This is a genomic window from Desulfococcus sp., from assembly GCF_041737845.1.
Classification (GTDB): Bacteria; Desulfobacterota; Desulfobacteria; order Desulfobacterales; family Desulfococcaceae; genus Desulfococcus.
In genome coordinates, this window is record NZ_JBGSQX010000014.1 from 1 (window position 1) to 26970 (window position 26970).

At 51.8% G+C, this 26970-nt stretch carries 23 protein-coding genes, 1 pseudogene and 1 riboswitch; of the genes and pseudogenes, 21 read left to right on the forward strand and 3 right to left on the reverse strand.

Going from position 1 to position 26970, the window contains the following annotated elements:
• Together ACEW8N_RS01390 and ACEW8N_RS01395 are read right to left on the reverse strand one after the other, a co-directional pair.
• Positions 1-194 (reverse strand): hypothetical protein (locus ACEW8N_RS01390; RefSeq protein ID WP_373497999.1); only part of this gene is annotated, 194 nt, incomplete at its 3' end.
• Between the two features lie 286 nt (positions 195-480).
• Complete coding sequence (locus ACEW8N_RS01395) at positions 481-1596, reverse strand: response regulator (protein WP_373498000.1); 1116 nt, start codon at positions 1594-1596, stop codon at positions 481-483.
• 639 nt (positions 1597-2235) lie between these two features.
• Between ACEW8N_RS01395 and ACEW8N_RS01400 the strand changes: the two genes are divergently transcribed.
• The 16 genes and pseudogenes from ACEW8N_RS01400 (at position 2236) to ACEW8N_RS01475 (ending at position 18783) form a co-directional block, all read left to right on the forward strand.
• Positions 2236-3957, forward strand: a complete 1722-nt coding sequence (locus tag ACEW8N_RS01400; RefSeq protein WP_373498001.1) for a methylmalonyl-CoA mutase — start codon at positions 2236-2238, stop codon at positions 3955-3957.
• Positions 3958-4071: 114 nt separating this feature from the next.
• On the forward strand, positions 4072-4497 hold the full coding sequence (locus ACEW8N_RS01405; protein ID WP_373498002.1) for a cobalamin B12-binding domain-containing protein: 426 nt from the start codon (positions 4072-4074) through the stop codon (positions 4495-4497).
• Between the two features lie 143 nt (positions 4498-4640).
• Positions 4641-5639: a methylmalonyl Co-A mutase-associated GTPase MeaB gene (gene meaB, locus ACEW8N_RS01410; RefSeq protein WP_373498003.1), complete on the forward strand. Its 999-nt coding sequence runs from the start codon at positions 4641-4643 to the stop codon at positions 5637-5639.
• 205 nt (positions 5640-5844) lie between these two features.
• Positions 5845-6639, forward strand: coding sequence for an SDR family NAD(P)-dependent oxidoreductase (locus ACEW8N_RS01415; RefSeq protein WP_373498004.1), 795 nt, complete (start codon positions 5845-5847; stop codon positions 6637-6639).
• Positions 6640-6782: 143 nt separating this feature from the next.
• Positions 6783-7661: an MBL fold metallo-hydrolase gene (locus tag ACEW8N_RS01420; protein ID WP_373498005.1), complete on the forward strand. Its 879-nt coding sequence runs from the start codon at positions 6783-6785 to the stop codon at positions 7659-7661.
• Between the two features lie 13 nt (positions 7662-7674).
• Positions 7675-8349, forward strand: a complete 675-nt coding sequence (locus ACEW8N_RS01425) for an MBL fold metallo-hydrolase (RefSeq protein ID WP_373498006.1) — start codon at positions 7675-7677, stop codon at positions 8347-8349.
• 491 nt (positions 8350-8840) lie between these two features.
• Positions 8841-10898 (forward strand): thiamine pyrophosphate-binding protein, encoded by a 2058-nt coding sequence (locus ACEW8N_RS01430; protein ID WP_373498007.1) that lies wholly within the window; start codon positions 8841-8843, stop codon positions 10896-10898.
• Positions 10899-10929: 31 nt separating this feature from the next.
• The gene (locus ACEW8N_RS01435) at positions 10930-11385 is read left to right on the forward strand and encodes a hypothetical protein (protein ID WP_373498008.1); all 456 of its coding nucleotides are present in this window, start codon (positions 10930-10932) and stop codon (positions 11383-11385) included.
• Positions 11376-12596: a radical SAM protein gene (locus ACEW8N_RS01440; RefSeq protein WP_373498009.1), complete on the forward strand. Its 1221-nt coding sequence runs from the start codon at positions 11376-11378 to the stop codon at positions 12594-12596. The genes ACEW8N_RS01435 and ACEW8N_RS01440 overlap by 10 nt, the downstream gene beginning before the upstream one ends.
• Positions 12596-13273 carry a TetR/AcrR family transcriptional regulator gene (locus tag ACEW8N_RS01445; RefSeq protein WP_373498010.1) on the forward strand — a complete coding sequence of 226 codons (678 nt, stop codon included), beginning with the start codon at positions 12596-12598 and terminating at the stop codon, positions 13271-13273. Before ACEW8N_RS01440 ends, ACEW8N_RS01445 begins: the two co-directional genes overlap by 1 nt.
• Positions 13274-13475: 202 nt before the next feature.
• Positions 13476-13585, forward strand: a riboswitch (TPP riboswitch).
• A gap of 267 nt (positions 13586-13852) precedes the next feature.
• Positions 13853-15130, forward strand: a complete 1278-nt coding sequence (gene thiC / locus ACEW8N_RS01450) for a phosphomethylpyrimidine synthase ThiC (protein ID WP_373498011.1) — start codon at positions 13853-13855, stop codon at positions 15128-15130.
• A gap of 1 nt (position 15131) precedes the next feature.
• On the forward strand, positions 15132-15521 hold the full coding sequence (locus ACEW8N_RS01455; protein ID WP_373498012.1) for a thiamine phosphate synthase: 390 nt from the start codon (positions 15132-15134) through the stop codon (positions 15519-15521).
• A pseudogene (locus ACEW8N_RS01460) lies at positions 15518-15848 on the forward strand (thiamine phosphate synthase). Before ACEW8N_RS01455 ends, ACEW8N_RS01460 begins: the two are co-directional and overlap by 4 nt.
• Before the next feature lie 230 nt (positions 15849-16078).
• Positions 16079-17323 (forward strand): PAS domain-containing protein, encoded by a 1245-nt coding sequence (locus ACEW8N_RS01465; RefSeq protein ID WP_373498013.1) that lies wholly within the window; start codon positions 16079-16081, stop codon positions 17321-17323.
• Positions 17274-17975, forward strand: coding sequence for a response regulator (locus ACEW8N_RS01470; protein WP_373498014.1), 702 nt, complete (start codon positions 17274-17276; stop codon positions 17973-17975). The genes ACEW8N_RS01465 and ACEW8N_RS01470 overlap by 50 nt, the downstream gene beginning before the upstream one ends.
• 91 nt (positions 17976-18066) lie before the next feature.
• Positions 18067-18783, forward strand: coding sequence for an alpha/beta hydrolase family protein (locus tag ACEW8N_RS01475; protein WP_373498015.1), 717 nt, complete (start codon positions 18067-18069; stop codon positions 18781-18783).
• Between the two features lie 32 nt (positions 18784-18815).
• Here the strand turns inward: ACEW8N_RS01475 and ACEW8N_RS01480 are convergent, their stop codons facing one another.
• A complete protein-coding gene (locus ACEW8N_RS01480; RefSeq protein ID WP_373498016.1) occupies positions 18816-19391 on the reverse strand; it encodes a DUF2889 domain-containing protein in 576 nt (191 codons plus the stop codon).
• A 405-nt stretch (positions 19392-19796) separates the two neighbouring features.
• On the opposite strand from ACEW8N_RS01480, the gene ACEW8N_RS01485 reads away from it, so the two are divergent.
• The 5 genes from ACEW8N_RS01485 to ACEW8N_RS01505 all read left to right on the forward strand — a co-directional run bounded on the left by ACEW8N_RS01485 (position 19797) and on the right by ACEW8N_RS01505 (position 26933).
• Positions 19797-21686, forward strand: a complete 1890-nt coding sequence (locus tag ACEW8N_RS01485; protein ID WP_373498017.1) for a GNAT family N-acetyltransferase — start codon at positions 19797-19799, stop codon at positions 21684-21686.
• A 420-nt stretch (positions 21687-22106) separates the two neighbouring features.
• Positions 22107-22331 (forward strand): hypothetical protein, encoded by a 225-nt coding sequence (locus ACEW8N_RS01490; protein WP_373498018.1) that lies wholly within the window; start codon positions 22107-22109, stop codon positions 22329-22331.
• A gap of 234 nt (positions 22332-22565) precedes the next feature.
• Positions 22566-23810 (forward strand): hypothetical protein, encoded by a 1245-nt coding sequence (locus ACEW8N_RS01495; RefSeq protein WP_373498019.1) that lies wholly within the window; start codon positions 22566-22568, stop codon positions 23808-23810.
• Positions 23811-23877: 67 nt separating this feature from the next.
• On the forward strand, positions 23878-25161 hold the full coding sequence (locus ACEW8N_RS01500; RefSeq protein WP_373498020.1) for an acetyl-CoA C-acetyltransferase: 1284 nt from the start codon (positions 23878-23880) through the stop codon (positions 25159-25161).
• A complete protein-coding gene (locus tag ACEW8N_RS01505; RefSeq protein ID WP_373498021.1) occupies positions 25113-26933 on the forward strand; it encodes a class I adenylate-forming enzyme family protein in 1821 nt (606 codons plus the stop codon). The genes ACEW8N_RS01500 and ACEW8N_RS01505 overlap by 49 nt, the downstream gene beginning before the upstream one ends.
• Positions 26934-26970 lie beyond the last annotated feature (37 nt).

Consider the following 26970-nt stretch of genomic DNA (forward strand, 5'->3'; position numbering starts at 1 on the left):
GGCATACTGGCCATCCGGTACGGCTTGTAATCCACGTTTTTATTGACCGCCAGAACCTTATTGGGGGCTGGAACAACCAGCATATAGGCATTTTCGTAGACATGGCGCATGATCTTGTCGCAGATGGCGGTGAATTCCGGCGTGCCCACGGAGGCGCGAAAAAATTCAGATTCTGGATTTCGGAATAGGGCCACAGGTTTCTGACACCCCCCCTTGCGCCCGGAAACGGGAGGGGCGCCAGCGTGGGGGTGACAATCCCTTTGCCGTGATAGGCGCGCTCCAGCAGGCGGGCCTGATCGATGGCGCGATTCAGAGCGACTCTGACTTTTTTGTCAAGCAGTCTTTTTGCGGTCGATCAAAGGATTACAAGGAGAGTGCTTTTCTCGGGTGAATGACCGATGGTACCTCATCCGGAATCTTTTTTCGTGCATGCTTGCCTGAAGTCCACCACACTTCTCACCTCCAAACGATGTCTATCCTTCACGGGAGCCCCTGCTGACTGGAGTAACGAATCGGCTCACCCAACCGTTCCAGCTGTTCGTTGACTTCGCGCTTGAGTTCCTGCACACGATCCTCCCGATCTAAAATCATATTTTGCCACGTTTGCAGCTCTACCAGTTGCCGCCTGATCTTTTCCTCTGCCCGTTTTTTCTCGGTAATATCGATCAGGGAACACAGGACCCTTGAGAACGTTTTTTCATGCCCTGGAGAAACCGAGCAATTGATCCTCACATATCGTTGCTCACCATCCAGCGTTGTAACCATGGCATCCTGTTCCATCCTGGGCTCATCTTCCCAGATCGCCAGCAGCTGGTGCTTGAAAAGCTCAAAGGATTCCGCCGTAAAGGCCTTGGTCAGCTCTTCCAGCAGCGCTTGCTTATCCGATGCCCCGAAAAGCTCCACTGCCGCACAATTGATATCGAGGAGGGCAACCTGCTCGGCACACTGCGTAACCGTAACCGGATGTTCGTTCAAGTACGCTTCAAAATCGTCGACATTTTGATCTTTAAGGCTATCCAGATAGGCCTTTGCTTTCGAAAAATCTAACTCCCAGATGGATACTGGTGAGTTTTCAAATAGACCTCTGAATCGAACCTCACTCGCCTGTAATGCATGATAAGCCTGAGTCAGTTCGGCGGTGCGCTCTTGCACTCGCTCCTCAAGCTCTGAATAAGACCGCTCCAGCTGCAATTGCAGCTGTCGCAGTTCCAAGTGGATCCGCACACGTGCCAGCACTTCCTCGGACTGAAACGGCTTGGTGATATAATCTACGCCGCCGGCTTTAAAACATTTGATTTTACTATCTATATTTTCAATGCCACTGATAAAGAGAACTGGAATCCGGCGCGTCTTTTCATCGGCTTTCAAGCGGCCGCAGACTTCATATCCATCCATTACCGGCATTTTCACATCTAAAAGAATCAGGTCCGGCAAGCTCTCGGCCACGGAACGCAGGGCCATCTCTCCATTTGCGGCGGGACGTACATGGTAACCCTGGCCTGAGAGCAAATCGGCAAGCAGCTTCAGACTGTCGATGGAATCGTCAACCACCAGAATTTCGGCTTGTTCCGGCATTTGGAAAACATCATTGCTCATGGTGACTCCTTATATCACGAAAAAATAACCGCTGGATCTGTCCTTTTTTCTTCCGACCCTTTTCAATTTTAATGCGAACGGCGGCGGCATGTCCTTGAGTTCCAGATTCTGCTCAAACAGGTCTTTTTCCCTTTTCAGGGCGCAAAGCTGTTTCTCAAATCTTGTCTCAGCAGGGTTTTCCTGTTTTTCCGGCCGGCCCGGCGTCTAATCGGACATCCGCCGAGCAGGACAGACAAGCCACGCCAATCCCTCCTATTTATAGTCCTGCGGTGGACCCCAATGTCAAGGCCGTTTTACAGTAGACCCTGCCGCTGCATAATTAAAGATGGCTGAATGTTCACGTCTTTAAACATTACAGTGATTGTATCTTAATCAGCAGAAGATGGGAAGCACCCCTTGAACATGTGGCAGTTCGTTTCCGCCTGTGGGATAGCGAAGCCTAACTATGTGGAAATAGCCATTACTGTGGATTGTATTCTATCTCTGCCTTCCATATATTCCTTATCAAATAGCGCCACGTAAGAAAATCATCGACGTGACATTCTATGGCGAGGAAAGACACTTAAGTGCGGAGCCTGCCTTTATGGTCAGCGACTACGGCAAAAAAACAATTTAACCCGTAAACTAGGAGGACACATTGTGGGGAAAAGCAAAGCGCGTGAGTCAAAAGCGACGGAATGTCTTTTCAGCGAAGAACATGTGCAGCAGATAAAGGCTAATTACCAAGAATGGTTCCATAACAGCCTTCGCGATACGGATCGCGAGACCGAAGGCAAGTATTTCACCCATTCCGGGATTCCCGTCAAACTGATTTATACCCCGGCCGACGTCGAACAGATTAACTATACGGACGATATCGGCTTTTCCGGGCATCCTCCCTATGTGCGAGGCGTCTATCCCAACATGTACCGCGGCAGACTCTTTACCGTACGCCAGCTGGCCGGTCTGGGCGCACCGGAAGACTGTAACGAAAGGGTTTGCTATTTGCTCGACCATGGGGCAACGGGTATATCCATCCTCTTCGATTTGCCCACAGTCCGTGGTTACAACTCCGATGATCCAGAAGCGGAGGGCAATGTAGGGGCCTGTGGCGCAGCGGTGGATTCCATCTGGGATATAGATGCCTTTTTTAAAGATATCGATCTGGGAACGGCTAGTACGAACATTGTTACCCATTTGCCCAGCACCAGCCTTGTCATCCCGGCCATGTACTTCGCCGTGGCCGAACATCGCGGAACCCCGTTGACCGACGTTGCCGGAACCTGTCAGAACGACTTCATCATGGAGACCTGCGTGGGCAGCGCCCCGGAAATTCTTCCACCGAAGGCATCCTTTCGCATGCAATGCGATGTGATCGAATGGGTTTGTAAGAATGTACCCCGTTGGAATCCGGTCAGCTACAACGGCTACAATTTGCGTGAAGCCGGCACCAATGCCATAGGCGAGGTCGCCGTCGCCATCGCCAATGCTATTGCGACTGCGGAGGAACTGATCAAAAGAGGGATGAAGATTGACGATTTTGCACCCCGGATGTCCTTTTTCTGGGACCTGCACAACGATTTCTTTGAAGAGATCGCCAAATGCCGGGCCAGCCGCAAGGTCTGGTACAAGATCATGAAAGAACGCTTCGGCGCTAAAAAAGCCAAATCGATGCTCATGCGTTTCCATGTACAGACCGCCGGGGTGACTCTGCCGGCCACCGAACCGCTCAACAACGTGGCGCGCTCGACCCTCCAGGGAATGGCGGCGGTATTGGGCGGATGTCAATCCCTGCACATCGACTCCTATGACGAAGCGTATTCGGCGCCCACTGAAGAAGCAGCCTTGATTTCGCTGCGGACCCAGCAGATCATCCAGGCCGAAACCGGTGTTTGCAGCACGGTGGATCCCTTGGCCGGATCATACTATGTGGAACATCTCACCGACGAGATGTGCAAGCGGATATTTGACTATATCCAGAAAATCGAAGACATGGGCGGCCTGGTCAAGGCGGTCGAAGATGGTTGGCTGCACCGTGAAATCAGTAACTACAACCTGGAATCCCAGAAGAAAATCGAAAGTGGCGAAATCAAAATCGTAGGGGTCAATTTTCAGGCGTCAAAGGAAAGTGAAACTGCCCCCATCGAGGTTTTTGAATACCCCGAAACATTCACGCGGCAGAAGGCCAAACTGGATAAACTGCGTAAAGAACGCAGCGCCCAAAAAGTCAAGGAAAGCCTGGAGATCCTGAAAGACAAGTGCCACAGTGAAGAAAACCTGATGCCGCATTGTCTCGAAGCGGTTAAAAACCTGGTTACCCTGGGTGAAATCGAAGAGGTGTTCCGGGAGGAATTCGGTTTGTGGGCCTTTCCGCTCCTGTAAAAGAGGATTTCTCTTAGTTACGGATCGGATAGTGCCAGAGTGGCTGTGAACCATTAAAAATCATCTTTTTTCAGAAAGATTGAAGATAGGATTCATAAAAGGAGAATACTAAAAATGGATAGGAAAGTCAGAGTGGTAATGGCGAAGCTGGGCTTGGACATTCACTGGCGTGGGGTATACCTGGTATCGCAGTTTATGAAGGATGCCGGGATGGAGGTCATCTATCTGGGCAACAAGTTTCCGGATCAGATCGTTGAGGCGGCGGTGGAAGAAGATGCGGACGTGATCGGCCTGAGCACCCTCGGGGGGGCCCATATGACGTTGGGGCCTAGGGTGGTGCGGCTGCTCAAGGAAAAGGGCATGGAGCATATCAAGGTCTTTATGGGAGGTGTTATGGCCCCGAAAGATGCCCGGACTCTGGAGCGGGAACACGGCATTGAAAAAGTCTACCTGCCGGATACGCCCATGCAGGTCATCATCGACGGCATCAATGAATGCGTAACACTGGCGCAGGAATTAAACGTAGCGATGAATGCGTAACGCTGGCGCAGGACCTAAACGCAACGATTCTTGTCGGCAAAATCTCCTGATAAACTGAATGAAAACCACATTCAGACAAAAGCATCGCCCAATTTAAGCAGGAGCAGGATTGGGCTCTTCTGACGAAAAAGAGAGAGGGTGCCATGAAAAGTATCGACGAAATCATTGCAGCCGCATTGCAGGGTGAAAAGCCCGCCACGTCGCGGTTAATCTCTCTGGTTGAGCGCGGTGACAGCCTTGCACCGTACATTTTAGGGAAAATGTACCCTCATGCCGGAAAAGCCTACTACATCGGTATCACAGGTCCACCGGGATCCGGGAAGAGTAGCATGGTCGATAAGCTGGTCAGGCGGTTTTGCCAAAAGGGCCATTCGGTGGGAATTGTGGCCGTCGATCCGAGCAGCCCCTTTTCCGGCGGCGCCCTTTTGGGAGACCGGGTGCGAATGAATATCAAGAAAAAGGAATACGATTATTTTTTCCGCAGCATGAGCGCCGGCAGAATCATGGGCGGTCTGTCTCAAACCACCCGGGAGGCGGCGCGGATCCTGGACGCCAGCGGTAGGGATATCATCATTATCGAAACCGTGGGGGTAGGGCAGTCGGAACTTGATATAGCCAAGGTCACCGATACGGTGGTGGTGATGCTGACCCCTGAATCGGGTGACGGTGTTCAGATCATGAAGGCCGGCCTGATGGAGGTGGCGGATGTTTTCGTGGTCAACAAATGCGACCGCCCGGGCGCCGACAACATCGCTCACTCGTTAAAGGGGATGCTGGACCGCATCGATTCCCGCCTGGACTGGAGGCCCCCGATTTTCATGACGTCGGCGGCGATGAACCAAGGCATTGATGAGCTCTATGAGGGTCTGTTGGATCACTGCCGCTACCTGAAACGTGATAACAAAATGGAGTTGCGGCGCCGGCGCCAGATCAAAGAAGAATTGAAACATCACATCGAAGCCGAGTGTACACGTCTGATCTGGAGCCAGATCGAAAACGGACGGGATATCGACAAAGCCCTTGACCATGTGTGGGAATACCGGATTGATCCGCAAAATGCCGCCAGGGAAATCGTAAGCGACTGGCTGCGCAGATCAGCTGGGGAAAGCTGGATTGGCGGCGGTATTATGGCTGTGGGATAGGGATGTTGTGCAGGAGAAGGAGGCAGGCGGCATGGAAAGCGGAAAATCCGACTGAAAGTGCGGATGAAGGGTTAGGGGTTGCTCCCACGACGCTCGGAGTCTGTTTTTCAAGAAAGCGGCTCCCCGGTCGGCAGGAAACCGGTGCAACCTTACACAATAGTGACAAGACCGGCCGTTATGATACGGCCGGAAACAGGGGGATGACATGTTAGCAACTGAAGGATCTGTTGCCGTTATCACGGGCGGGGGCAGCGGTATAGGTGAGGCAATAGCCAAATATTGGGTCCAAAACGGCGGTAAAGTCGTACTTGGCGACGTCATGCCGGAAGGTTTGGAACGGGTCGCAGGTGAAATTCGGGAGATGGGCGGCGAGGTAGCCACCCTGACCGGGAACGTGACAAAGGAAGCGGACAATGCCGCTCTGGCAGATTTGGCCATAAAGGCCTTCGGCGCCATCAACCTGGTGGTGCCGTGTGCTGGCATCATCAACGATGGTCTTTTTTTAACACCTGATCGAGAAACCGGTAAAATTATATCTAAAATGAGCTTGGAGCAATTTAACCGAGTGATCGCCATCAACCTGACCGGGGTTTTTCTGACGGTGCGCGAGTGTGCCGAGCGAATGATCAACAATGACTGCAAGGGTTTGATATGCTTAATTTCTTCTACTGGATCACTGGGAACCGCGGGTCAGATTAATTACTCTTCCGCCAAGGCCGCCATGTCCGTCATGCCTAAAGTCATTACAGCCGAGTTCTTCCGTAAAAAGTTGGCCCACAAAATCCGTTGTGTGGCTGTGGCTCCGGGTTATGTAGGCACGGAGATGGTCAAGGGCATGAACCAGAAAGCCCTGGATCGGATCCTTGAAAATGTGCCCATCAGCCGTTTAATTGAGCCCGAAGAAGTCGCCTCGCTCATTGGTGAGTTGTATCGCAACGAAGCCATAAGCGGCGAAACTTATTTTCTGCACGGTGGGCTTCGTTTGGGATCGAAAGGCTAAACCAGCGCAAATCGGAATGCCGAACCTCCATCGTGGATCGGGCAGGCGACGCGAAATTGCATCAGGGATAAATCGGCCCACGTGGATCCCACGCCATTGCGGCCTGCTCCGGTCGATCTTCAGGATAGGAGTAACACTCATCCATGCTCACCGTCGAAAACATAGACGCTCGCACCGTGTCGATAACGTTTGACGGATACCGGACCTGCTATGTGGTACGGGATCGTAAAACGGTCCTCGTAGATTGCGGTTACCCGTCGGACCATCCCGGTTTGCTTGCCGGGCTGGATCGACTCGGCTTGGATCCCGGCAGTATCGATTACTTGGCCTTGACTCACATTCATCTAGACCATGCCGGTGGAGCAGGGTGCCTGACGCGATTGAATCCGGAATTGATCGTATGCGTTCACGGCCGGGGGAGCCGCCATCTTGTGGATCCTGCTAGACTGCTGCATGCGGCCGCCCGCGTCTACGGCGAACGTTTTGCTGCCATAGGTGCCATGCTGCCGGTTCCTGAAGGCAATCTGAAGACCATTGATTCCGGCGACACGATAGAGTTGGGCGCCTCTCACCTGGAGGTGCATTATACCCCTGGTCATGCCAAACACCATGTAATATTTCACGACCCTTTTGCTGCGGCCGTATTCACAGGTGATGCATTGGGATTGAAGATTGCCGACCAGCCCAATTTCATCCTCACCCCGCCGAGCGATTATGACAAGTGTCAGTCTGTCGATTCCATTAATCGTATTGAGGCATTGAAGCCCAAGCGGATCAATTTCGCTCATTGCGGAACCTATTGCCTGAATCCCCGGGAACGAATTTTTGAAGACTTAAAACAAGCCCACGAGCAATGGACCCGATGCGTAACTGCAATACTCAATGAAACTCCGGGAATAGAAACCCAAGCCATGTGGAAATTGTTTTTGAAGCAGCAACCGTACTTGCAGCGCTATCCCGATCGACACGCTTCATTTCTGTTAAGCGTCCGGGGTATTCGTACCTACATAGAAAGCAAGTAGTATAGGACATAGAATGAAAACCACATCATTTGTAAAACAGATCGAAGTCGGTGAACACGAGGTTTTCGCCTATCTCATTGGTGATACGCAGACCCGTGAGGCAATCGTTGTAGACCCTGCTGATGATGTGGATATGTTGATCGGCCTGGCGGCTGAGAACGGGTTGCAGATCGGCTCCATCGTTAACACCCACGGACATGTTGATCATATCATGGGTAACGCCGAAATGAAAACCAAGACCGGCGCCAGGATCTTCATCCATGAGGCCGAAGCTGCTTACTTGGAAAAAATCGGGGATTTTTGGCTGGAGATGTTTTCCGCCCGCAAATCCCCACCCGCGGATGTGGTTGTCCGAGACGGCGATGAATTGACCGTGGGGGCACTGCGTTGGCAGGTGTTGCATACCCCGGGGCATACGCCGGGCAGTATTTGTCTTTACCAGGCATCGTTGGGTGTTTGCCTGACCGGTGATACGCTTTTTGTAGGTTCCGTGGGCCGCGTGGACGGACCCCGGTCGTCAATGGAGCAGCTTCTGGATTCCATCAACCACCAACTTCTGACGCTGCCGGATGACACCCTAATTTATCCGGGCCACAATTACGGCACAACAGCGTTTTCCACCATCGCTGTGGAGCGTGACAAAAATCCCTTTCTCAACGGTCTATGGAACTTCCGGCTGGATGAATGACCAGCGTGGAGAGCTATTCTGCATGGCACAGGAGTCCTATGCAGCGGTTGTTTTTGCACGGAACTGTTTTGATTTGGGATTTTAAGAATCAAAAAACAACGATATTGAAATGAAATCAATTTGGAGAAAACGGGCAAAAAAGCCTGGCATTGAAATTACGAAAGCAAGGAGGGAGATATGATTTTCAGGCAAGTAGACGATAACAGTAAACTTTTTAAGGGACATGGACATGAACAAGTAGCGAGAGACGCTGATGGCTGATCTAAAAAAAAGGTATGCGAATCAGAATCTACTCGCCCAGCGGCAGACCGTTGGAAGCCAGCGGCGAGGAAACATTCCTCACGCTATCCGATGCATTCCTTAAAAGTGGGCAGTGCGCCGTGGGGGTGAAGACAACGAAAACGTGAAGGGCTATCAATTACCCCAAAACCACATTACCAATTTATAAATTGGCTGTGAAACCTCTAACACAAAAAAAGCAAGGAGAAAAAATGCCAAAACTCGGAATTGAATTCGACGAAGAAGCTCAGAAACACCTGGAAGTTCCTTTAGGCAAAAGGGAAATTTATCCGTCAACGGGTAAGTATGTGGCAGAAATTCTTCGTGAACAGGGAGTCACCGTCGCCTGGGGGGTTCCCGGCGGACATATCTGGCATTTTGTGGACGCCATTTCACGTATCGGCATCAAGTTGATTATTTTCGGACATGAACAAAATTCGGTCTATGCTGCAGAAGCATACAGCCAGGTGACCCAAAAACCGGCGGTGGCTTTCGGCACTGTCGGGCCGGGTACGGGCAACGCTTTCAGCCCCATGCAGCAGGCCTATCTCAGCAACACCCCGATTATCTACCTGGCCGGGGGGATCGAACAAGAGCATGACCATCTCTACAACACCATCCAGGAGAGTATCTGCTCCGAATTTTTCGCCCACATCACCAAGTGGGCTCAGCGTGTTTTTTATCCCTGGTCCGTAAAACAATTCATGACCCGCGGCTTCCGGGTGGCCCAGGCCGCGCCCATGGGGCCTGTGGCCTTCGAGCTGGGCGTCGACTGCCTTTTTATGAAAGACGATGCTCGGGAACATTATTGGGGTGGTTTTTTCTCACAGCATGCCGATTATGTTCCTAATTGGCGCCAGGATGAGACTACCCAGCCCATTAAATCAGGAGCAGATCCGGCGACCATCGAAAAAGCGGCCAAAGCGATTTTCGAGGCAAAGAAACCCTTTGTAATACTGGGCGACTATGCCGCCTGGGACCAGGCTTCGGATGAACTTGAAGAATTTACCAACCTCACGAAGATACCGTTTAATACCCGTCGCCTGGGACGGGCCGCCTTAAGCGAGAAACACGAAATGCACCATCGCGGCTTCCCAAAATTTCGTAACGAGTTCGACTTGATAATCCCCATCGGGCTCAAGGTCGGCTTTTTTGACGGATATGCCGGCGGATGGCCTGAAAGTGTGCAGATCGCTCCCTGCGATGAGTATGTATGGACCTATGTCAACACGAAGGCCGCTCTGGTGGGCAACACCAAGACGGTGCTGAAACAACTGAACGAGTGCATCAAACGCAACGGATATGACAAGATCAGCCGAGAGCGCGAGGAGTGGGCCGAGCGCTGCAAAAAATCGATGGCCGAGGCTACCGAAGCGCGTACCGCACGCGCTTATAAATACGGCCCGGATCATCCGCGCTACCGTGAAAATGATTTTCTACACCATGGTTACATGTCGCAAATCATCCGGGAGGTGAACGAAGAGCTATACGGCAGTGCCGTTCGCGTTTCCATAGACGGTTACACCATGAGCGATTTCGTAATGCCCTATCTCCAGTTTACACGGCCGGCTTCCTGTCTGAGCGCCAACGACAATGCCGGAGTGGGTCACGGCGTGGGCCAGGCCATCGGCGCAGCCATCGGCGACCTGGAAAACGGGTCCAGAATACCGTTTTTAGCCCTGATGGGAGATTCGGGAATGATGAACGCAGCTCTGGATATCCATGTGGCGGTGATGTATAAATTGCCGATCGTTTATCTGGTTAACAACAACGGCGGCTGGATGCCGGGCATGAAGTACCCCTGGTATGGCCCCAATTATGACGTCCTGGGCGAGCAGGACGCCATCGGCAGCGAATGGATGGGCGCGAAGCAATTTGGCGAAGAACGCCCGACCGAAATGCAGCGTTTCGACCAGCTTTCAAAGGTTATCGGTGGATTGGAAGGCATGCTCTGCAACCGATCCGAAAATTTCCGCGAACAGCTCAAGCAGGCGTATAATACGGCCGAAAAGAGCGGCCCGGTAGTCCTCGACTGCATCATGGACCGGCACCTTGTGAACAAGGCCGTCATCGGTCCGGTGTATTCGCTGATGTATGCCCACATCCCCTGGGAAGAACTTCCCTTGAGAGGTAAACATTCACGGCGATCAACCCTGAAACGGTGGTTCCCCGAACTGGAGAAACTGCCGAAAATGCCCATTTTTGATTCTTGGGAGCCGGTAACCGAAAAGGAATTCGGTTACGAGTCGAAAAGCGAATGGCTTAAATAAACACCATCGACCGAACCATCAGCGCGATTCCGTGAAAAACGAAAACCGGCCGGAGACCAAGACAACCGTTCCGGCCGGACACCTCACTCAGCGAAAAGGGGGTACAGTGACGTTTTTAGGTGATTTTCAGACTGGTCGCATTACGGAAGCATCGCTGTCGCGCAACATGATTGTGGACTATCTACGGCGGCTTTTTAAGCGGTGGGATTTCCCGCAGGAAATATTCGTTGTTTTAGCCGATGGTGCTATCGCCAGCAAGGGTGATGTGGTCTGGGCCAATATGGATAACGAACATCCCTATGATTTTGTGCCCATGCCGTGCATTGATCAATTGATACTGAATTTGCCTTCCAAAGCACAGTTCCTGGATGCCTTGGGAGCCGGGGAACTTGCTGCGGTCGGCGCCGAAGCGGAAGATGAATTCTGGGGGCAATATCGTTTCGAATTTGCCTCCCGGGCAGAACATGTGAGGCTGATATGGCATTAATCCAGAATCGTCAGATTGCGGTTCGTACCGGCAACTGTATCCATTGCGGTTTTTGCACACAATATATCGCCTGCCCGGCCGGGACCGATGGCTGCATTGGATGCGGTGCATGCGTGGCGGCTTGCCCCCAGGCGGCCCGTGATCTGAAAATCGTCGACGTGTATGAGGCGGCCGGGGGAGAGGGAAAATGGAATCTCATCGACTTCGAAGTAAACGGTCAGGCCCAACAACTACCGGGGCCTCTATCGGTTTCCAAGGCTCTTACCCAATTGGGTGTCATACCGGAAAGGGAGGCCTCTTCAGCATGCGGGACCGGCGGATGTTGGAACTGCGCCGTCTTGATTGACGGGCAACAGGCCCGCGGCTGCGTTACTGCGCTACGTTCCGGCATGAAGATCGTAACCCGCCAGGCGGCCATCAGGCAGGTGTCGCCGAAACGCGTGGTTACCGTCATGCGTCCGGCACCCCACGGCCATCCATCCATTTTCACCCATGGCTGCAATTACCGATGCGATCTTTGCCATAACTGGGATCTGACGTTTTCATCAACGGCCACCTCCCTCACCCCGTCACAGGCTATTGCCCAACTCGGTTTACGACCGGAAAAGGATCGCTGGATCGGGATATCCGGCGGCGAACCGACACTGAACCGACAATGGCTCGTGGACACCGTCAGGGAGTTGCGAGGATCAGTGCCTGAAAGCCGCATTCAACTCGATACCAACGCCTCGCTGCTTACCCCCGATTATATTGACGAACTGATTGCGGCCGGCGTCACGGACGTGTCACCTGATTTCAAAGCGCTTGAAATAAAAACCTTTATGACGTTAAGCGGGGTTCATGACAAGAACCTTGCAAAACGGTACATGCAAACCATTTGGCAGGCCATTGAGCACCTGCAGGTACGATACGCGGATCAGGTTTTTATGGCCGTAAGCATTCCTTGCCATCCGCGGATCCATACCAGAAGCGAATTGGAGGAAATGGCCGTCGCTCTGGCAACCTTAAACCCGGACATTCCGGTTACCCTGACGGAGTTGCAGCCGGCGTTCAGATCTAGGAATTGGCCTCATGTAACGCGGCAGGTAATGGATGAAGCCGCTGATGTTTTGGAAAATAATGGCCTGAGACGTGTGATGATTCAAGGCGGCCAAGGCATCCCTCGGGCTATGGAGCCGTCTGAACTGGCGTTGAGTACGGAAGATTTCTAATGGGTATTCAAGAACGTAAAAAAAGGGAAAGAGCGCAACGGCGCCAGCAGATTCTGGCGGCGGCCAAGAAAATGGTTTCCACCAAGGGATTCCGCAGTACCACCATTGATGATATCGCACGGGAGGCCGAGGTAAGCACAACGACTATTTACCTATACTTCCAGAACAAGGAAGAGCTTCTCGTTTCATTGACTTTCAACTCGCTTCAATATTTGGATTTAAGACTTGGCGAGGTCTTCTCCTCTCATGGTAAATCCGATTTAAACAGCAAGATTTCCGCATTACATCATGTACTCTCGGATGCATACCAATTCAATCCCTTTATCTTCGAGAATATGTTTCACCTCCTTGCGGCTGAGAATTTGGACTGTATGACGCCGACGTTGCGAGGGCAAGTGCAAAATCGGTTCAACAGCATAATTGAGAACTTGACAGCCATCTTTGCCTACACCGGAAAGGATGCAGGATCCGCCCTTAAAACCGGTGAGGTGGTGAATCTATTTTTTACACTATTATCAGGTGTTTCTATTTGGTCAGGCATCAGCGACCAGCTATCGGGGGATAAAATTAACGGTGGTTGTTCTGAAAAATGTGACGCGATGATGGGATTATTCCGCCATACGGTGAATTTTCTTCAAGCCGGACTTACAAAAGAATTACAACCAATTGAACGCTGAATGATTATCCGGCGGCCTATGGTAATGGCCTGCAGTTTTGCGAAAGGAGGTGGTAAAAAGGATCGAGCAACCGATGGTTCACTTCCTTTTGCGCTGCAATGGTGCAATTTTTGTGTGGCATCAGATTTGATTAAAAACAGACGGAGGCGGCGAGCACCTGAACAACTCTGAGTAGAAATATAAAAATGAAAAAATCGGAATAGAGTATCGTTGGGGGTGCCGCTTTTTTTACGGCTGAGAGACCACAACCGTGGAAACCCTTATGAACCTGATCAGGATAACGCCTGCGAAGGGAAACGGAGTTACATGTACTTTATCATCCTCTCACCTATTTTTCCAAAATGCGTTAGGTATGCTTTGCCTCCCAGTCATAATCTCCCGACGCTTTTTCCCGAAAATCGAATCTTGTGCCCCCGAACGGATAACTTTTGTTGTTCGGCAGCGCCCCATCTTTCGCTGCCGGGAACGATCATGTGACGGACCCGGGGGCATGGGCGAACCGTCGCATCACGCAGAAGCACGACCATTCGCTGGCGTACAGGCATCAATGCAGAACCACCATCTGGCAGGAGGTTTTAAATGACTCAGCTCGAAGCGGCAAAAAAAGGACAAATTACAGAAAGCATGTACCAGGTTGCCCGGCAGGAGGGGGTTCCGCCCGAAGCCATTCGCGAAAAAGTGGCCTTCGGGACAGCGGTGATTCCCAAAAACAGCAACCGTCATTTCGAATCCCGCGGAATCGGCGCGGGTCTGAAAACCAAAGTTAACGCAAACATCGGTACTTCACCCAGTCACCATGACGTAACAGAAGAACTGGCCAAACTGAACGCAGCCGTCAAGGCCGGAGCCGACGCGGTAATGGATTTATCCACCGGCGGTGATTTGGATCAAATTCTGGATACCATTTTAAGGCAAGCACCGGTGATGGTGGGTACGGTGCCGATCTACAAGGTGATCAGCAAGTTGATGGCCCAACAAAAGGCACCGGTTGAAATGGCTGCAGATGACCTTTTTTCCGAAATCGAATATCAGGGTAGGGCCGGGGTTGATTTTATCACCGTTCATTGCGGCATAACCCGACGGAATCTGGCGGTCCTGAAAGACTGCGACCGGATCATGGGCATGGTATCGCGCGGTGGGAGTTTCATGGCCGAATGGATCAGCGCGCACGGGGTTGAAAATCCGCTTTACTCGCGCTTCGATGACCTACTGGAAATTTGTCGCCAACATGACGTAGCCCTTTCCCTGGGCGACGGGCTGCGCCCAGGAGCGATTCATGACGCCGAAGACCGGGCTCAGATAGCAGAGTTGGTTACCCTGGGAGAATTGGCCCGAAAAGCCCGCCGGGCCGGCGTTCAAGTAATGATCGAGGGTCCGGGGCACGTACCGTTGAATCGTATCGCCGACGATGTTCGCCAGCAAAAACGTCTTTGCGACAATGCCCCTTATTACGTACTGGGACCGCTGCCCACGGATATTGCCCCGGGCTACGACCACTTGGTGGGAGCCATCGGCGGGGCCGTGGCTGCTGCCGCCGGTGTCGATTTCCTGTGCTATGTAACGCCGGCCGAGCATTTACACTTGCCAGGGATCCAGGACGTCCACGACGGTGTGATTGCCTCCCGTATCGCCGCTCATATTGGTGACCTGGAAAAGAATCTGCCCCAAGCCGGCGATTGGGATGCTGCCATGTCTCGGGCCCGCAGGTGTTTCGATTGGGAAACCATGTACAATCTTGCTATTGATCCGCCTCTGGCCCGCCAAAGGAGAGGGCAAAGCGAAGACCACAGCCGTGACGTGTGTACCATGTGCGGCGATTTATGCGCAGTGAAAACATTTGAGAGGGTAGCGTTGTAAAGTGGGTTCGAAAGCCGCCAAAGGAGGTCCGTCGCAGGCACTGACGCCGACGCAAGCTGGGCGTTACGCCCGCAACCTCGCTATCCCGGACCGAGCGATTGATATCTTTCCGGTCACCTGTCAAGAGATGTCCAAGGGAAGGACGAACCTGGAGGTACTCGATGCTGTTATGGCCGCAGGAGCAGGAATCATTCAGATGCGGGAGAAAAACTGGAAGAAAAAAGCGATTCATGACCTGGCACTCGAATTTAGAAAACGGACATATGGGCAGCAAATCCTTCTCATTATCAGCGACCATGTCGATATTGCTCTGGCTGTCGATGCAGACGGCGTACATCTGGGCCAGGAAGATCTGCCCATTGCTGCACACGTCGGGTTGGACCTGGTTTGATCATCGGCGCTTCGTCGCACAACGTAAGCGAAGCCCTCCAGGCCGAAAAGGATGGGGCAGACAATGTCAATATCGGTCCGATTTTTCCGACGTCGACCAAAAAAAAACGCAACTCACTTTCTGGGCCCCGGAGCGATCGGGGAAATCGGACCTCAGCTCAATGTTCCTTATACCACAATGGGAGGAATCAATATCGGAAACATTAATCAGGTTCTGGAAACAGGAGCCCATAGAGTGGCAATGGTAACCGGTATCACCCAGTCGCCCGATATCATTGGCCGTGTTCGGGAGCTGCGCAAAATAATGCGGTCGGAAACAGCTTTATAAAACAGGAAAAGATCAGCCCAAAACCCTTTGATATTGTAATGACAGGCGTGCAGTGATAATATTCGAACAGTCACAAGTTTTTGTATTATATTGAAATTATTAACATTATAATTCAGGATATCTATAAAGTCGAAATACAATTTTTTCGAAAAACTGCTGATGAGTCCACGGCGGAGAGCAGGCGACAATGATGCATCTTCAGAGAAGTGTTATGGCGATTGGAGAATCCCATGGTGATTAAGGACGCCAACATCAGTTCTATCTTGCCGCCCAAAATGGGCAAAAGCCTGACCTACGACGACCTCGAAAAAATAATTACCGTCCTGCAGTTGGAACTGGCGGATTACAAGAAAATTGAAGCCGGTGCGCAGGCCGTGTTCAACCACTTCAAACAAGTGGCCGAGCGGCTGCAAAGCGGTATTTATCGTTATGATATAAAATCGCATCGCTTTCTGTTCTTTAATCGCTTGGTCATCGAACTTCTCGGCTCAAAGGAATCCGAAGCGGCGGATATTACGTCGGCTAGCGTGTTTTTACGCATCCACCCGAACGACCGGGAGATGGTCCGCCGAAAGGCCCGGGAGTCGAAGGCGTCAGGGAAGGACAGCGGCGAGGCCGAATACCGCTATTTGAAAAAAGACGATACTTACCGCTGGATTTATGATCGATGGGTGGTCCTGCGCGATTCTTGCGGTACGCCCCGCTATATTGAAGGCATCATCATGGATACGACGGATCGCAAACTATCTGAAGAGGCGTTGAAAGAATCGCAATACAAACTCAGGTCGTTGTCATTTCATCTGCTGGAAGCTCAGGAGAAAGCCCGGCGACGCATGGCCCTCGAACTTCATGATGACCTGGGCCAGGCTCTCATGGTCTTAAAATTAAAGCTAAGAAGCATCAAAAAAGCATTACCAGCGGATTCGCGGCAGGTCTTGGAGACCTGTGAAAATGCCAATAATTATGTCGATCGTATCATCGAAAACGTCCGCCATTTGTCACACGAACTGTGTCCGTCCACGCTGGAAGACTTGGGCCTGGATGAATCGATCGTCCTGCTGGCCGAAGATTTTTCCAAACACACCAATCTGCTAGTTTTTATGGATATTCAAAACATTGACGCACTCTTTGGTCTGAAAGCACGGACGCTGATATACCGCATTTTTCAGGAAGCCCTGACCAATATCCAAAAACATGCCCAATCCCGCAGGGTTTGGATTAAAATTACAATAAGAGAGACCATGGTCGATATCCACATCGCCGATGATGGTAACGGTTTTGTTAAAGAACAGTCTTCCACAGGGAATAGATATAGACAAAGGTTGGGATTGACGGCCATGGAGGAACGTGCCCGCATGCTGGACGGTAAAATGAGGGTTTACAGCATCATTGGTATCGGCACCCGGCTGGCTTTTATGATTCCCATTGAGAGAAAAGGCGCAAATGATGAATTCTTATCGTTTAGTATTGGCTGACGACCATATCATCTTGCGGGACGGTATCAAGCACATGATCCATGAAAAACCCGATCTGGAGGTCGTGGGCGAAGCGTCAAACGGGCTGGAGTTATTGCGTCTGTTAACCAGACAAGAGGCCGACATGATCCTCCTCGATATTTCCATGCCGGGAATGAGGGGGCTCGAAGCCGCCCAGAAGATCAGAAGCAGCCATCCGGAGATAAAGATCATAATTCTGACCATGCACAAAAAACGCAGCTATATCCGAAACGCCCTGGCCGCCGGGGTGGACGGATACCTGCTTAAAGAAGCAGCCACCGGCGACGAGTTGTTTGAGGCCATCGTCAGCGTTCGCAACGGCGGCAGATATATATCCAAATCCCTCTCCGGGGAATTGACTTCGGAGATGATAACGTTCTATCAGGGTGGCAGAGAACACCGTAAAGAGGTCCTGACCTCCAGGGAAAAGGACGTCCTGAAACTTGTCGCCGAAGGCAGGGAGAGCAAGGAAATTGCGGATTTATTGTTTATCAGCATCTACACCGTCAACAATCACCGCGCCAACATCATTCGAAAACTTGGAATAAAAAAAACCGCCGATTTGATAAAATATGCCATTCAAGAGGGGTATATCTCCCAAGAGGGGTATACCTCCGATGATGATTCATAGTGCCTTTCAGGCTCCTATCATCCGCCCTTGAGACACACAGGCGATGCCTTTATGTACGCCTGCCAGTGTGCCGCAAAGGGATGCTCGTTCCATGCGTGTAGAAGCCTTCAGGGTCGTAAGTAATGGCTTTGAAATCGATGGCCGCGTGCATTTGCCGGCGCACTGTCCGGCGGCTGGGGTCATCTGTTCCCACGGGCTTTTCAGCAGCAAAGACAGTCCTAAGTTTATTGCCATGGCCCGACATTTAGCGGAACAAGGGCTGGTGGCCATCCGCTATGATCATCGCGGCTGCGGCGACAGCCAGGGACGATTTGCAGATACCACCCTCAGCAGCCGACTTGATGACTTGCAGGCTGTTTATGCTTTCGTGAGCCGGCAATCGGCCTGGGTGGAAGGCCATATGGGGTTCATGGGCAGCAGCATGGGTGGACTCGTCTCCCTGTGGGCCATGGCAACCGGCTGCAACATCCGGGCTGCTGTTGCCTGGGCGACCCCCTGGCAGATAAGCAAACCTTCTAAAAATTCGGCCGCCGGGTTGAAGGTTTTAGGAGAGGCTTTTTTCAAGGATTTACGGCAATACCGCCTGGATCGGATTCTGGGGGATTTACGGGGGTGCATGATAGTGCACGGCCGGGATGACAAGCTCGTCCCGGTAACCCACGCTTACCGCATTTACCAACGACTGGCTACCCCCAGATGCCTCAGGATCCTGCATGGGGCCGACCATCGATTCTCGAATCCGCTACACCGGAAGAGAGCCATCCGGTATACCACGGCATTTTTACGTCAGAATCTCATGGATGTCTGAGATGAATAGGTTTCTCACTTTGCGTGAAAAAATCAGCCTGAATTTACAGCGGGGTGTGATCCTGGGAAGTTTTCGGGCAAAGATGCACTGTCGACGATTTCCATGAAGGGGCTCGAATCGGCGTAACGGATGCAACTGTTGCGTAAATCAGGACGAAACATCATGAATATGTGATATATTTGCGCCTCAGATATACCCGGATACAGGGCGATCAGTTTTTCCTCGGTGATAACCCCCTGGGCCATGGTGAGATTGTAGCACGCATCGTGGAATAGATTGGTCAAATGGGCGCACCCTGCAGGTGCTTTTTGCCTGATCAGGCGGGTAAGCCCTGGAGCAACGCGCTGGCCGATCAAATGATCGAAACAGTCAAGGGCTTGACGGCATACCTGATCCGGGATGGATAGCATCTCGGAGGTGATGGCAGTGATGCGCAATGAAGGCTGCATGACGATCATATCAATGCGCATATGGTGGACGCCGTCCTCCATTTCAGCCACTACACGCAGTTGTCGGCTTAATGGCATTAAAAATACATCCACATTTTTCCGTCGTGTGCACAGCCGTCTTTCCATTTCCGTATTCACGGGCGTTAGGTGCTCTTCCATTTGGTGATTCCTTTCCTGTGACAAAACCAACTTGGCAACTGGAACGTTTCCGGCGGCTACGCAAGCGGTGTAACCGGTCGTCACATTTCCGGGAGTCTATGCAACATCGCTTTCGATCGAGGAGGCGAAACAAGTATAGAAATAATCGTTTCGATGAGTGTCTGTCAATGATGAAGCATCACTATTTCGACATCGTGTTACTTCCCCATCTCGGCCGCGCCTTGTCGGTTTTCTCAACCGCGGAATACTCACTCTATGAACGGTCGATGGTTAATGTTAACGATAATAAAATAGCTATGGATAGTTATTGCAGGGTTGTCCTGTTCCCAATATCCTAAATCAGAATCAGACCTTCATTTGCGGCGGCCGGCATCAAATTCCACAACCATCAAACAGGTGAATTTAATGGCGATTTCTCCCCCTCCAAATTTGAAAGCCATCGACGCCCGCAAAGCGCTGGCCACAATCAAAAAAGGCAGTCGGATTTTTCTGGGTACAGGCTGTGGGGAACCAAGGCATCTGATCAGAACGCTTATTGAAGAAACGGACGTTGAGGACGGCGTTCTTTATCAGATGTTTTCCAATACCCTGGCCCGTTACATTGAAGATGACACCTTTTTCAGGCGCTTTGCGCTCAAGCTGTTTTTCATCAGCCGGCCCATGCGGGCCGCCGCTTTTATGGGCAAGATAGAATACATACCCGTTTACCTTTCCCAAATTCCTGCTTTGTTTTCAAATCATACCATTGGGTTGGATGTTGCCCTTGTCCAGGTAAGCCCACCGGATAGCTTCGGCTACTGCAGTCTGGGGATTTCGGTTGACGTTACCAAAGCGGCCCTGGAAAACGCCCGCGTCGTCATCGCCCAGATCAATCCCCGGATGCCGAGAACCTTTGGCGACACCTTTGTACACATCGATCAGATCGACCATATGGTGTGGTATCCGGAACCGCTGCTGACCAATGTTCCACGGAAAATAGATAAAGGCGTGGCACGCCGCATTGGCCATTATGTTTCCCAATTGGTGGGGGACGGGGCTACGCTCCAGGTCGGTTTTGGTCCGTTGCCCTCTGCCGTTTTGGAGTATCTGGAAAATAAGCAGAATCTGGGTCTGCACACGCAGCTTATCACCGACGCTTTTCTGCCTCTTTTCGAAAAAAAGGTTATCACCAATACGGAAAAAACGCACCTTACCGGATGCACCGTTGCTTCCATGTGTATGGGCACCGAAAAGCTGTATCAATACGTGCATGACAATCCGAGTTTTTATTTTCGCACATCCGATTATGTCAGCAATCCTACCATCATTGCACAAAATGACAATATGATTTCAATCAGTTCGGCCCTGGAGGTCGACCTCACCGGCCAGGTTTGTGCGGATTCGATCGGCTTTATGTTTTACAGCGGCATCGGCGACCAGGTCGACTTTTTACGCGGCAGCGCCATGTCCAAAGGCGGTTTTTCCATCATCGCCTTGCCTTCGACGGCCCGCAGCGGGAAGGTGTCGCGCATCGTTTCCCACCTCAGCCTCGGTGCCGGCGTGGCCACCACCCGGGGAGATGTCCACTATGTGGTGACCGAATACGGCATTGCCGAGCTGCACGGCAAAGGCGTTTATCAGCGGGTAATGGAGCTGGCTCAAATCGCCCACCCCGCTTTTCGGTCTGAGTTGATCGAAAATGCCAAGCGGCGTCATTATATTTTTAAAGATCAGATTCCGCCTTCGTTTGACGACCTGTTGTTTTTAGAAGATTACAAGAGCACCTATTTGCTGAAAACCGGAAAACAGCTTTCGTTCAGGCCTCTTTTGCCGTCGGATGAATTTGACTATCGCAATTTTTTCTACTCGCTGCAGAAAGAGACTATTTACCGCCGTTTCTTTTTCCCGATGGAGCTGTTCACGCATGAGTTGGTCCAACAGGAGTGGTCGAACATCGATTACCGAAAAAATATGACCCTCATCGGATTGAGCAAGAAACGCTTTCACAAGGAAATCATAGCCGTGGGTTCCTATGCCGAGGCAAGCTCTTCAAGCGCGGAGGTTGCTTTTGTGGTTCGCGAAGACTTCCAAAGCATGGGGATTGCGTCCTATCTCCTCAAGGAGTTGGAGAAAATCGCCGTTTTAAATGGTTACAAGCGGTTCGGCGCTTCGGTGCTGGAAGACAACTCGGCCATGATTCAGGTCTTCACCAAGCGTTACCCCCAGGCCAAGGTGTCTCTTAGCAAAGAAGACGGGTATCGCATTGAAATGGATTTTTTCTCCACTACCGAAAACCAGTACAACTGGCCCCAATAGTTCTGTTTCAAAATAATCCTTTTCAGGATGCGGCTTGCTTTTTCCTTCCTCCGACAACAGCGGGCAAGCCGATAAAAATGCCCTTGCCTTGACTCCGAATCACGAAGCGCTTGCCGCACTCTTCGACTATTATCCGTTACATGGCTAATCATAACTATATGTAAATAGCCATTGCTCCGGATTGTATTCTATTCCTGCCTGCCATAAAATATTATCAAATCCTGAGTAGAAATAAGGTCAGAACTCCTGATTCTCATGAATTAGGAAGCGTCGATTTTATAACCCAAAGCCATGGCAAATAGCGATTCAGGTTCAATTTTCGTCTCATTCAAATCTACACATGATATCAAAATTTCTAATACTTTCGGCTTGGGGTCAAAAGTTCTAAAGGTAGCGAACCAAGATAGAAAGGATGCAAAAATGATTCTCAAACAAGTAAGCGACAACCTGAAAATTTTTAAGGACATGGGAATGAACAAATGGCGAGAGACGAAGATGGCCGATCTGAAAAAAGGGACACGCATCAGAATCTACTCGCCCAACGGCAGGCCCTTGGAAACCGGTGGCGATGAAACGTTCATAACACTCACCGACGCGTTTCTTAAACTCGGGCAATGGGCCGTGGAAGTGAGGGCAACCTCCTGACGCGGGCTAAAGTTCTGGTAAAGGCGTTTTCAATGCCGGAACAACATGTGCCACATTTGAGAAACGACTCCAGGCCGTAAAATGACCATAGTTTCGGGAAGGTGGGGGCGCCAGCGAAGTGTGAAAAGGCGCCCCGGAGGTGGTGATCTATAAACCATACAAGGATGATGCGAGCCGCCGACGGGGAGTCAGCCTTCCCGATACGCCGGCAGTTGATACTCAAGGAGGGACAAAATGGTTCAGAATAATAGCAACAAAGATAAGAAACTGAGCGGGCAGTTGCCCGATAAGATCGTGATGTTGGAGCTTTTGCTGCGGGATGGTCTGCAGCACGCCCACAAAACCGTACCCACTGAAGCCAAGGTATGGTACGCCGACCAACTTGTTCGGGCCGGATATAGATATATAGAGGTCACCAATTTCGGCCATCCGAAACTGCTGGCCCAAAGTGTTGATGCCGAAGAAGTCCTGGAGCGGGTATGCAAATTGAAAGTCGTCCAGGAGGAAAAGCCCCATCTCAAATGCTACGGGATGACACGCAAAGCCTTTGAGCGGGCCGCTGAAATGGCCCAGAGAGGCTACCGCACCAACAGCGTGGCCTTTACCATTTCGGCAGAGGATCTGCATGGTCGCCGTAACTCCGGGCGCACACGCAAGGAGTATATGAAAGAGATCCCGGACCTGATAAAAATTGCCGAGGCCAGCGGATTTGAGATCGATATGGCCATCGCATGTACCTACGGTTCGCCCATTGCCGGCCCGGTTCCCATTGAAAACACCTTTGAACTTATGGATTGGGGCATGGATCACGGCATCCGCAATTTTACCCCCTGCGACACCACCGGCGAGTCCAATCCCCGAAGAAGTTATGAGTATATGTCGGCTTTGGTGGATCGCTACGGCAAATACGACGATCAGATAAAATTCAGAATTTCCCACTTTCACGAATGCAGGGGGCAGAGCCTGGCCAATACCTTTGCGGCCATTTTGGCGGGCGCGCGCATTATCGAGACATCTTTGGGCATGGGGGGCGGGCAACCGGCATTCATGGTGGACGGCGTTCCCGGAAAGGGCAGCGGTCCGATGTATACAAATTCGTATGAAGTCGGCAACTGTCCCACCGAGGATACCCTGGTCATGTTGGACGAGATGGGCATCCAAACCGGTATTGATATTGATTTGGTGCTCTCACTGGGCCGTGTTTTTGAATGGACCATGGAAAAGACTCTGCCGGTTTGGAGCACAAAGGCGGGACGGCCCATCAAATATCCGGTGGAATGGTGCATAAAGCCCAATAACCTTGAACACATTCCCCCCTACGGCCCGCCGCAGATTTTCTGGGCCTCGCCCGAGAAATATATTCCCGCAACCACCGAATATATCAACAGCGAGTTCGAAGGGAAGACCTACAAGTGGGGCAGGTGCGAGGGGGAAGAAGAAGATTATTGCCGCATTGAGACCTTTGAAGATGAAGAATAGACGCCTCTATCGAAGCAGGCAGGAGTCGGAATCGAAAACCAACTAATCAACAGACCTCGGAGGAATCATGCGAGAAGTTGTGATCGTAAGTGGGGCCAGAACGGCCGTGGGCAATTTCATGGGAACGCTTAAGGATATTCCCGCTGCTCAATTGGGGGCCGTCTGTATCCGTGAAAGTCTAAAAAAGGCCGGTTTAAAACCCAGGGCGACCCAGGGCATGCTCGACACTGCACCGGTGCCCTTGAAAGATAGCGGAATCATCGAGTTGGAAAAAAAATTCCGCCAATGGGACGACGACCATATTGAAGTCGCTGTGGACGAGGTCATCATGGGCAATGTCTTACAGGCCGGCCAGGGGCAGAACCCGGCCCGGCAGGCAACCATTTACGCCGGCATGCCCAAGGAGACGCCTGCCTTTACCGTTAACAAAGTATGCGCCTCGGGAATGAAGGCGGTTGCGTTGGCGGTGCAGTCTATCCAGGCCGGCGATGCCGAAGTCATCATCGCCGGTGGTATGGAGAACATGAGCCTCGCCCCCTATGCGCTGCTCAAATTGCGAGAAGGGGCCCGCATGTTCAATACGGAGACGATTGATTTGATGGTACACGACGGCCTGTGGGAGCTCTATTACGGTTACCACATGGGAATGACGGCGGAGAATATCGTTGAAAAGTATGACATCAGCCGGGAAGACCAGGACCGACTCAGCTTTGACAGCCACCAGCGTGCCCTTGCAGCTATCAAGGCCGGAACACTTAAAGATGAAATCGTTCCCGTGACCATTCCCCGGCCAAAAGGTGGCGACCTGGTTTTCGATACAGACGAAAGGCCCATGGAGACGTCATTGGAAAAAATGGCCAAACTGAAACCGTTCTTCAAAAAAGACGGCACCGTTACGGCAGCCAATGCGTCCGGCATCAACGACGCCGGAGCGGCGGTGGTGATCATGTCAGCGGAGAAGGCCGCGGACCTGGGTCTTAAGCCCTTGGCCTATATCAAAAGCCACGCCGCTGGAGCCATAGATCCTGCCTATATGGGGTGCGGTGTCATCCCGGCCACGCGTCTGGCACTGCAAAAAGCGGGCTGGGCCATGGCCGATCTTGATTGCATCGAATTAAACGAAGCTTTTGCTTCGCAGGCACTTGCCTGCATGCGTGAACTGAAAATGGATTGGGAAAAAACCAACATAAACGGCGGCGGCATCTCCATCGGCCATCCCGTCGGTTGTACCGGCGCCCGGATTACCTATGCGCTGGCCATGGAAATGCAGCGAAAAAACTATTCCAAAGGCTTGGCGACGCTGTGCATCGGCGGCGGCATGGGCTTTGCCATTACGTTGGAGCGCAAGTAAGACCGGATAAAAGAGCAGTACGGTTTCGGCCGATGTACGTTCGGAATCGGGCCGATTTACGGCCGGAGAGAGTGCTTTCGGGCAAACGAAAGAATGGACAACAACATAAAATAGGGAACCACGCAACAGCGGGTTCCAATGCCGTCACGGCCATCATCATACGTCCGGATACGGCGGCAATAACTTGCAGGAGGAATATTATGAACCTGGCAGACGGCTTAAGAATTAATGCCTGGCGTTTTCCGGGCAAGGCGGCGGCGGTTTTCGAAGATCGGCGCGTTACCTATGCCGAACTGAATAACCGCGCCAACCGACTGGCCCACGCCGTCCTCAAAAGAGGGTACAAACGGCAGACCAAGTTTTCGATTATCATGTACAACAATGTCGAATTTCTGGAGATTTATCACGGACTCACACGGGCGGCCATGATCTCGGTGCCGGTCAACTTCCGCCTGGTTCCGGCGGAGCTCGAATACATTATCAACAACTCCGATTCCGAGGCATTGTTCGTGGGGATAGAACTGTTTGACAAGCTGCGCCTGGAGAATATCCCGGCGGTGAAACCAGAGAACATTTTCATCGTCGGCCCCAAAGATCAAATACCGGACGGTTTTTTAAATTACGAGGACCTGTTGGCCGGCAATCCGACCCATGAACCTGAAGACGTGGAGCAGCGCGAGGACGATATTTTCTTTTTCGGCTACACCTCGGGCACCACGGGCTTTCCCAAAGGGGCCATGAACACCATTCGCGGCACCTTGGACATCGTGAAAAACGTCTTTGTGCGCACCGCCGGGAAATCCCATATCAAATTGGACCAACGCGTGATGTTGGCCATCATTCCCATCTGCCATTCCAACAGTGTCTGGTCGACACTGATCACCCTGTGGTGCGGCGGTACCAACGTTATTTTCCCTTCGGGGCGTTTCGACCCGGAACAAGTATTGAAACTTATCGACGAAGAAAAGGTGACCACCAGTTCCATGGTACCGACCATGCTTACACGAATCTTGGAACTGCCGGAAGACGTCAAGAAAAAATACGATATGAGTTCCCTGACGTCCCTGGGCAGCTCTTCGGCGCCGTTGTTGACCAAAACCAAAGAAGCGGCCCTGGACTTTTTCAAGAACATCCGCTTCAGCGAAGGCTACGGATCCACTGAAACCGGTGCCCTGACGACGCTCCGCCATAAGGATCAAATGCGCAAGGTGCGCAGCATCGGGCAACCCAATCCGGGTATTCAGATCAAGCTTGTCGATGAAGTCGGCAACATCATCACCGAACCGAACAAACAGGGGGTGCTCTGGGCCAAGGCCCGTTCGGCCTTCATCGGCTATTACAAAGACCCAGATAAAACGAAGGCTTCAATCGACGGGGAATGGTCCACCGCCGGGGACGTGGCCTATTTCGACGAAGAGGGCTATTATTTTCTGGCCGATCGGAAGCACGATATGATCATTAGCGGCGGGGAAAACGTCTATCCGGCTGAAATCGAGGAAGTGATCACCCAGATCCCAGATGTTTCGGAGGTTGCCGTGATCGGCATCCCCAATCCCGATTTCGGAGAAGAGGTGAAAGCCCTGGTGATTTTGAAAAACAGCGGCGCTTTGTCTGCAGACGACATCCTGGTCCATTGCAAAGAAAAGCTGGCAGGGTATAAACGGCCGCGCTCGGTGGATATCGTAAATGATTTTCCCCGCACCGCCACCGGAAAAGTTCTCAAACGCATCCTGCGCAAACCTTACTGGGAGGGTCAGGAGAGAAGTATCTGATCGACAAGGAGATCCCGGCCTCTTGATATCCGGTCGG